The sequence below is a fragment of the Andreesenia angusta genome (genome assembly GCF_001855385.1).
In the GTDB taxonomy this organism is placed as follows: domain Bacteria; phylum Bacillota; class Clostridia; order Tissierellales; family Gottschalkiaceae; genus Andreesenia; species Andreesenia angusta.
Genome location: NZ_MKIE01000036.1, coordinates 1 through 698, shown reverse-complemented (window position 1 = coordinate 698; position 698 = coordinate 1). Strand labels below are relative to the sequence as shown.

At 43.0% G+C, this 698-nt stretch carries 2 protein-coding genes; both read left to right on the top strand.

Annotated elements, in window-relative coordinates; all coding sequences use genetic code 11:
• Window positions 1-82: 82 nt before the first annotated feature.
• Entirely contained in the window at window positions 83-274 is a 192-nt protein-coding gene (locus EUAN_RS12080) for a type II toxin-antitoxin system HicA family toxin (protein WP_071064853.1), read from the top strand.
• Between the two features lie 38 nt (window positions 275-312).
• The coding region (locus tag EUAN_RS12075) for a type II toxin-antitoxin system HicB family antitoxin (protein WP_071064851.1) at window positions 313-698 on the top strand (386 nt) is incomplete at its 3' end.

Sequence of the window (698 nt, the reverse complement as noted above, 5' to 3'; positions counted from 1 at the left end):
AAGCTTATCTAAGACAGAACATAATCATGCTTGAATATATGCGCAATATTGTGTATAATATAGTTGTGAGGAGGGTGAACTTATGCCTATGAGCTCAAAAGAAATGATTAAGCTGCTCAAGGCGAACGGATTCGTTGAAATACCTGGCGGAAAAGGGTCGCACAGGCGGTTTAAGAATTTCGAAACCGGTAAGGTGACAGAGGTCCCCTTCCATAGCAAGGACTTGAAGAAAGGTACCGAACAGGCTATCCTGAAACAAGCGGGGCTGAAATAGCCCTTCCTTGCTTCACACAATAAACGGAGGTGTCATATATGTTTTTAGTTTATCCTGCGGTTTTTTACCGTGCCGAAGAAGGTGGATACTGTGTCGAGTTTCCTGACATTGAAGGCTGTATAACTGAAGGAGATGACGAGAAGGAAGCGTTGTATATGGCCCAAGACGTGCTGGGAATGCACCTATACGATTATATGGTTGAAAAAAAGCCCTATCCTAATCCCACTCCGATTGATGAAGTGAACGTTGAGGATAAGGACTACTGCTTAGAAGAAGGAAGTTTTAAGACACTTGTAGGAGTGGATCTTCTGGCTTATGCAAAGCACTATAAGAATACTACTGTGAGGAAGAATGTTTCCATACCTAGCTGGCTCAATGAGATGGCCAAGAACCAAGGAATAAACTTCTCACAAGTGCTGCAAGA

Coding starts and splice junctions, on each gene's coding strand:
- EUAN_RS12080 (WP_071064853.1), top strand. CDS start 83: ATGCCTATGAGCTCAAAAGAAATGATTAAGCTGCTCAAGGCGAACGGA.